The sequence below is a fragment of the Acinetobacter sp. YH01019 genome, assembly GCF_013420285.1.
GTDB classification, from domain to species: Bacteria; Pseudomonadota; Gammaproteobacteria; order Pseudomonadales; family Moraxellaceae; genus Acinetobacter; species Acinetobacter gandensis.
This window is the reverse complement of sequence record NZ_VOYM01000003.1, coordinates 22,818-29,372: the sequence shown is the minus strand read 5'-3', so window position 1 is coordinate 29,372 and position 6,555 is coordinate 22,818. Positions and strand designations below refer to the sequence as shown.

The 6,555-nt window shown below is 33.2% G+C and carries 5 protein-coding genes; all 5 read left to right on the top strand.

The window, feature by feature from the left end; genetic code table 11:
- Positions 1 to 711 precede the first annotated feature (711 nt).
- On the top strand, positions 712 to 1,188 hold the full coding sequence (locus tag FTT84_RS02080) for a hypothetical protein (protein WP_044432065.1): 477 nt from the start codon (positions 712 to 714) through the stop codon (positions 1,186 to 1,188).
- 167 nt (positions 1,189 to 1,355) lie between these two features.
- Positions 1,356 to 3,146 carry a hypothetical protein gene (locus FTT84_RS02075; protein WP_005005779.1) on the top strand — a complete coding sequence of 597 codons (1,791 nt, stop codon included), beginning with the start codon at positions 1,356 to 1,358 and terminating at the stop codon, positions 3,144 to 3,146.
- Positions 3,139 to 3,765: a transporter gene (locus tag FTT84_RS02070; RefSeq protein ID WP_180079754.1), complete on the top strand. Its 627-nt coding sequence runs from the start codon at positions 3,139 to 3,141 to the stop codon at positions 3,763 to 3,765. Before FTT84_RS02075 ends, FTT84_RS02070 begins: the two co-directional genes overlap by 8 nt.
- Positions 3,766 to 3,891: 126 nt before the next feature.
- Positions 3,892 to 4,737 carry a hypothetical protein gene (locus FTT84_RS02065; protein WP_257223344.1) on the top strand — a complete coding sequence of 282 codons (846 nt, stop codon included), beginning with the start codon at positions 3,892 to 3,894 and terminating at the stop codon, positions 4,735 to 4,737.
- A gap of 684 nt (positions 4,738 to 5,421) precedes the next feature.
- A complete protein-coding gene (locus FTT84_RS02060; RefSeq protein ID WP_180079758.1) occupies positions 5,422 to 6,552 on the top strand; it encodes a hypothetical protein in 1,131 nt (376 codons plus the stop codon).
- Positions 6,553 to 6,555: the final 3 nt, after the last annotated feature.

The window sequence follows — 6,555 nt, the reverse complement described above, 5'->3', positions numbered from 1 at the left end:
CTTTCGCTCGTATTTTGGCACTACTATAAATCAATAACTTATGTCATTAGGACGGAAGAAAGTTTACATCCAGTTGTAAAAAACTTTCGCTCGTATATTGGCACCACTATAAATCAATAACTTACGTCATTAGGACGGAAGAAAGTTTACATCCAGTTGTAAAAAACTTTCGCTCGTATTTTGGCATCACTATAAATCAATAACTTACGTCATTAGGACGGAAGAAAGTTTACATCCAGTTATAAAAAACTTTCGCTCGTATTTTGGCACCACTATAAATCAATAACTTACGTCATTAGGACGGAAGAAAGTTTATATCCAGTTATAAAAAACTTTCGCTCGTATTTTGGCACCACTATAAATCAATAACTTACGTCATTAGGACGGAAGAAAGTTTACATCCAGTTATAAAAAACTTTCGCTCGTATTTTGGCATCACTATAAATCAATGACTTACGTCATTAGGACGGAAGAAAGTTTACATCCACATATAAAAAAGTTTCGCTGGGTGCCTATCTTGAGCACATATTTTTTTTGATCAAGTATTACATTGGTTAACTTACATTGTAATTGTGAATATTTCTCATATAAGGCACTGTTTTTCATAGTCTTATTTATTAAGAAATTACTGTTAAAAATGCTTTTAATCGTAGTCTAATTAACGAATTGATGCTATAATGTCTACTCAGAATGCCTATGGGAATTCGAGATATGCAATTTCAATCATTTAGTCTTAGACATCAAAAAATACTCATTAACTTCAATGTGTTTAGCTCTGGCTCGTCTGATATTTTGCTAAAAGGTGTTTTATCTGCCGAATTGCTTATTCTAGTTGATAATTTAAATGCATTTTATTCTGCAGAAGACGGTAGATACGTTGTATCAGCTGAAAAAGTTAACCACGTTACAGGTCTAGATTTTAATAAGAAAACTATCAACCAGATCATGCGAGAAGCTTGTGATTTATCATTTATGATTGATACAGATGTGAAGCAAGCTGCAGCACCTATGATTGACGAAATTCAAATCTTATCAAGTGGCGATATTACTTTTAAACTCACTAAAAGTTTTGATTTTTTTAGAAATTCTCTTAGTTTTAAAAGCATATATGAGAAGCTACCATACAGGTTCACTACTTCTAAACTAGAGTTACCGCAGATCGGTCAACAAATAATGTTAATTGCGTAATTAGGCCTCTGACGAGGCTTTTTTATTGTCTAAAATTTAGTTAGTATATACACAGCTTTAAAGCGAAAAGACTACAACGTTAGTTGGGTTGCAAATATATTTTTAGTTTTATTTTTTAATTCAATCTCAGGCAATGTACGTTGTACGTTGTTTAAAGTGGAGCAGTTATGCAAGATTCTTCACAAGTCTGCATAAGTAAAGGAATTTCAGAAGATGAAATTTTTGGATTATCGCAGTCAATCAAAGACTCAATTATTAATGCCGAAACAAAAACCATGGATCTCTTGGGTTACGGCAACAAAATCAGTAATTTCATAGTCGAATGTTATCTAGATATTCCAGTTGTTGATCAATTCATTTTTTACTTAATGTTGGTGAATGCCAAAAATAAGTATGCACATCAGCTGCAGCGCGTTATCGCTGAAAAACCTGAATTATCCCAAATTGAAGCATTACAACTAGCGAACAACTTTGTTCTGAATTTTGAATACATCCGTCAAATTCTTTTATTCAAAAATAAAGCTAATTACCTTAGCAATGGCCGTATCAAATCTTTGGCATGGAATACGCTAAATAGTGTTGGTAAAGTGATGCTACCAATGAGCTCTTTACGCCAAATGGACAGCGAACCATTTTCAAGAAATGACGTAGACAGCGTAACTCATAAAAGAATGTTTGCCAGTACGGGCTATTTTGAATTAGATAACAATGCGTTTATTTGCTATCAGCTTGAAGAAACGTTGATTGCCAATCTATCTGAATTAGATTTTGATAAAAAGGGGCGCTACACAGTTCTCGACACTTTAACGGTTCTTGGATTTAAGGACCGTTTTGATCTTTATATGTATAACTTGATGAAGATCAATGAGTTTCGTGGCGAAGTGGTTATTCCTTACATTGACTTCAAAGCATTAACCGAGTTTTCAGTAGAATTTAAATACAAAGCAAGTGATTTTTACCGTAAACGACTTCTTGTTTCATTAGAAAGACTGAATAACAATCCATCTATTGAATTATTTATTTCTGTTAAGTATGAACCATGCAATAAGCGTACACCAGATCGTGACAATTTTTGCAATTATCGTTTTCAGATTCAGTTGAAGTCCAACTATCGTAAAGCGCTTAATACATTAAATGAAATGTGTGCAAAGGTTCAGGATGAACAGGGCAATGAGCTTAAAATCAGTAATGCGCTCTTCACTTCAGCAATTCGATTGAATAATGGTGAACCTGAAAAAGTAATAGAACTTGTTAAGGATCGTTTAGCTGCTTATACAACTAAGAATGGACCATCATATTTAGCTAAAAATCTTAATTTGGTTGCGTCTTATGTTACGCGAGCTCTAGAAGATCTATATAAAAGTAATCACTTCTTTGAAAGATTCCTAAACGATATGAAGCAAGCAGATAATTTACTTTATCTGAGAAATCGTGATAAGAAAGTTGAGATCGAAAACAAAAGTGCATCTACTTTCTCAAGCGAATTCATTAATATTCGCGACAAAGTTGATGTTACCACTTGTGAAATTCTTACAAACGCTGAGTACATTTCAAAGAAAACGGAAGCTACTGTAATTATTGATTATGCTTTCATACGTAATTCTATTTTTATTACACATCCTCATTTGCGCCACCAGCGAAATGCAGACGAGAAAAAATACATAGATCTCGTATGTGAAAGCACAAAGCTTTGCCAAATATTCTTTGGTACAGGTAATGAAAATAAAAAAACGTTAACTCAAAACTATTTAACAGAACTCCTGTTTGAACATTTTTTTGATGATAATTTCCACTTGAACTCAGATGTATTGAAGAATCTTCTAAAAAAAGATAAGGACTATTGGGTACAAGAAAAGCAAAAGACATTTATGCGGTTGTGGAAACTTGCAAATGAGTTCAGTTTAAAAGCTATTAGTCCAGCGAACTACAACGGTAAAGAGAGTTCAGACAATGAATAATAAACTTTATTTATGTGCAATTTTTACGGCTACTATATTGAGTAGTAGTGCAAATGCCGATTTTAGTGATTGGTATAAAAAAGCAACTTCAAATGAAGAATCAACTCAGCAAGTGCCAGCTCAACAACAGCAAGCACCTGGTCAAGTTCAACAGCAAGCACCTGGTCAAGTTCAACAGCAAGCACCAGTTCAGGTTCAGCAACAGCCGATACAGCAAAGACAATATAATTCTAATCGGAACACCACAGCTACGCGTTACCAAAACAATAATGCAAATGTCACTGGTGATTCTGGCCTTGAAGCACGAATGAATAACTTGAATTCGACCATTGAGAATCTAAACAAGTCATCAAAAAGTGGTGACAACCTCACGAATAACTATCTAAATATTGTTCAATTCATAGTGATAAACGAAGAAACACGTAAATTGGATGGTAAAGACAATACATCACTGATCAATAACATGTTGGCTGGTATTGTGAGTTGTCAGAATAAATACAAAGTCGATGTTATACAAAAAGTGAATAATCAACTCCCAAGAGATGTTGCTAACACCGTACAACGGTATTTAAGCCAGAATGGACGCTCTATTGGTGCAAACGGCAACTGTTTATACTAATTAAACCCCCTTTTAAAACCGTCCTTAAAAGGCGGTTTTTTTTTATTCTTAAAACATACCTATTTATTTTAAAACCACATTCTATATACTACTAACAGTTTAATGCATATTAATGTGGGTTTTATCATGATCAGTTCTAAAACAATATATGAACTATATCAATTGCTCAATCAATCCGAAGTACAAGAATTAAAATCATCTATAACTGAGACTTTTGGTGCAGATGTGGAAAGTGAAGTTGATAAAAGCCCGGTCTTACAGCAAAAGATCAATTATTTTATTTATCAATATATACATCTCAAACATACAGAAAGAACAGACAAGATCTTGTTCGATGCAAATGAGTCAGCTCACGAGGATGTAAAAACAGAACACCTTAAAAGTGAGCCAGTACCCTTATTAAAAGATTTTGTATCAAACAGCAGCAATAAAAGTTTAGCACCTGAAGAACAAAAAGATGTAGTTGCAGTCACTTTACCAGCCGAATTATCTGACATTCCTGTTGAACCAACAAATCAAAACAATACAGGAAATAATGAAGTAAAACATGACTATAACATTATCCTTGATGGTCGAACTAAGCTAAATATATTGCTCGAAAGATATTTAAGTGGTGTTGATGATGTGGCTCGTGAAATCATTGTGAAGTGCTTTCTTGTTATCTCTATATTTGTAGCACTGATCTCTCTTGCTATGGTTTTTCTGAATACGACCAATATTAACCAGATCCAAGAAATGTATGACATTGGCCATAAAACATTCCTATTCCAATATGCTGAAGTCTGCAATGTAAATGTTGAAGTTGCAAAAGCGAATCCATGTGTTATCTCAGAAATCAATAAACGTATTTCTGAACTATCAAATAGCAGATTTTGGAACACGTTCGGGTTGGTGCTTTTCTCACTTTTATCGTGCTTTTTCTTCTACCATATCTCTACTTACCGTGATTCTAAAGATAAGCACAACGGCTAGTCTTAAAAGGGGGTAGGGTGTTTTAAAGTGGTCTTAAATGGCCATTTTTTTATTTTAATAACAAAGTTTTATAGTTGATAAAAGGTATTCTAAAAGTATAATAGATACACTCTTAAAACTGGAATGCATTGTGCTTTTTAAAATTCCAAAAACGGGTGAGATTGATTCAAGTGAACAATCGATGACAGGCCTGGTACTCAAATCGGCATACAACTTAGTTGCCATTTTCAATATTTGCTACATCTTTGTAGTTGTATTCTTTGTGTTTGAAATGTTTTTAAATACAACGATATACAAGATTAAATATCTACCAGAAACCCTCAATACTCCATCATATATATTGCAAATCATCATATTCATTTTATGTTTTTCTTCAGTTCTGTATGCGATAAACAAAATGTTTGATGAAAAGTACATCCCTACACGCAAAGAAATCTATCTATTCCTTATCTCTTTTACTATCAATAGTTTATTAATGTTTATTTTTTTAGCTACCAAATAACACTGTAATACCATGTTTCCACCGTAGCCTAAGCAAAAGTTACCTATTTTCTTAGGTTTTAAAAGCAGTGCTCAAGGGCAGAATTAAAACACAAAAAAATAAAATTAATAGTTTTAAAAAATATTTTTTAAAACTAAATCAGTGATAATATGTAACCAACGTTAAGTTTAAGAAAGTATATTATGTCTGATATTCGCAGCATCTATTTTTACGGTAATAATAAAAGTATCAAATTGGGTAAAAACCCAATCTTAAATACTGTCTTTGAAATTTTTCCAGCCACTAAAACCCCTTTAAAGCGGATTCTTAATCATAAACACCAGTGGGTTAGTAATTGCGCTTTTTACGTGCCTAACGATGTGAAAAGTGAATGGATTAAAACGGTAACACTTTCAATTTTGACAATCTCAATTATGGCTTCCTTCCGTAATGCAATTGCACAGCAAAAAGGGTTGTCACCAAACGATGAAGCGCTTGATGAAGAGGTAGAGAACCTTGTGCCAGATTCGTTATTCAATTCTGCTATTGAATTATCGGATCTTAAAAAAAGTTTATTAGAAGTTTTGCCAAATTTAATGAGCGAATACCTTGCACAAAACTTTGGTGAATACGAAAGCATTATTACAAACGGTGTAGCTAAGCTTTTTATTGATAACCATGAATTTTTGGATAAGCAACTTGATTCTGATGCTGGAACAGATAATCAGATTTCAATGTTGAATTTTACTGACAATGCAGATGAATTATTTCACACAACAAACTATATTTTAGTCCGTATTGCTGATTCAAATGAAAACTTGAAAATCAACTTTACTAACAGCAAACCACATGCAGAACACTTAGGCCGAATTCTGCATACATTGTTGGGGGATGAAAGTTTTGAGATCTCAAAAGGTTCAATTGAGATACCTAATGACGAAGATGGCCAAGAAATTTTCATCTTTGAAAAAGAAACGAACTTTATTGATTTTTACAATTCATTATTGCTGGAAGTTAGTTTTTTTCTAGATCATGCAACAGTCTTAGAGCATATAGAAAAGTATGCACCAATTAACCAAACACTAAGCAGTTTGAGTGAGAATTTAGAAAAGAATATTAACTTTGTCATTTCTTCATTCAAAGAAACTCGCGATCTATCTGCATATTTAGAAAGCCGTGCTCAAATCATAGGGTTGATTCATGAAGCTGCACAAATCGCCAGCATTGAAATACAGCCAGTTGCTCAGGCTAAGGACCTTAAATCGTTAATTGAATCGCATCACCTGGTTACTTTTAATGATAAAGACACCTTTAAACAATTTAATTTATTTTGAGGT

Coding starts and splice junctions, on each gene's coding strand:
- FTT84_RS02080 (WP_044432065.1), top strand. CDS start 712: ATGCAATTTCAATCATTTAGTCTTAGACATCAAAAAATACTCATTAAC.
- FTT84_RS02075 (WP_005005779.1), top strand. CDS start 1,356: ATGCAAGATTCTTCACAAGTCTGCATAAGTAAAGGAATTTCAGAAGAT.
- FTT84_RS02070 (WP_180079754.1), top strand. CDS start 3,139: ATGAATAATAAACTTTATTTATGTGCAATTTTTACGGCTACTATATTG.
- FTT84_RS02065 (WP_257223344.1), top strand. CDS start 3,892: ATGATCAGTTCTAAAACAATATATGAACTATATCAATTGCTCAATCAA.
- FTT84_RS02060 (WP_180079758.1), top strand. CDS start 5,422: ATGTCTGATATTCGCAGCATCTATTTTTACGGTAATAATAAAAGTATC.